1 protein-coding gene is annotated in these 1,021 nt (G+C 43.4%); it reads left to right on the plus strand.

Features of this window, described 5'->3' with window-relative positions:
• The first annotated feature begins 290 nt into the window (after nt 1-290).
• Nucleotides 291-686 carry a response regulator gene (locus ACUVJL_RS09480; protein ID WP_445245608.1) on the plus strand — a complete coding sequence of 132 codons (396 nt, stop codon included), beginning with the start codon at nt 291-293 and terminating at the stop codon, nt 684-686.
• Nucleotides 687-1,021: the final 335 nt, after the last annotated feature.

Consider the following 1,021-nt stretch of genomic DNA (forward strand, 5'->3'; position numbering starts at 1 on the left):
ACTAGAAACCTGCTACCTGAGAATCAGGAGACTCTCGCCAGTGTCAGGTCTAGTTATAAAAAACAACTAAACTGTCTGTGTGTAGTAGTCTAAATGATGATGGTACTGGATGCTTCTAGGCATCTGTACACCCTCTCAGAGCTAGTGGCTCAAGTATATACATACGGGTTTTGCAGGGTTCCCGGCTAATGGCGCTAAAAACTCTGCATTTTTGACGGGGAATGTAGTCCCCGTGCCGTGTTCCTCTTTGGACTAAAGTCACAAAGTTTCTATACTTCCCATATTTATTTATGAAAACCGTTCTGATTGTAGAGGACGATTTGGTTAATGCTCGGGTTTTTTCCAAAATTCTGACTAAGCGGGGGGGCTTAGCGGTGAAGCACACGGAAAATGTTGAAGAGGTGATGCAGATTGCTGCCAACGGCGAAGCTGATTTGATTTTAATGGATGTGTCACTTTCGCACAGCGTGTACCAGGGCAAATCGGTGGACGGCATTAAGATTACTCAACTGCTCAAAGCTGACCCGCAAACGGCCTCGGTGCCGATTATTTTGGTGACTGCTCACGCCATGGCCGGTGATAAAGAAACATTTCTGACGGAAAGCGGAGCCAACGCTTACATCTCTAAACCTGTGGTAGACCATCAAGATTTTGTCAATCAGATCAAGGCTTTGCTATCTGATTGAGTGAACCATACATCAAGAAGGAAGAAGAAGGAACAAGGAACAAGGAACAAGGAAGAAAGAATTGTTTGTTGGTTCCAACAAACAATTAAAACTCTTGAATTACAAAGTTTTCTTGAATTCTGACTCTTCCTTCTTCCTTTGGATGTCCCCATCGCACAATGCTATGTGTTCTGATTTGTAATTAGTGAGGAAAAACTAGAAACCTGCTACCTGAGAATCAGGAGACTCTCGCCAGTGTCAGGTCTAGTTATAAAAAACAACTAAACTGTCTGTGTGTAGTAGTCTAAATGATGATGGTACTGGATGCTTCTAGGCATCTGTACACCCTCTCAGAG

Origin of the sequence: Microcoleus sp. OTE_8_concoct_300, assembly GCF_031383065.1 — a bacterium.
Classification (GTDB): domain Bacteria; phylum Cyanobacteriota; class Cyanobacteriia; order Cyanobacteriales; family Microcoleaceae; genus Microcoleus.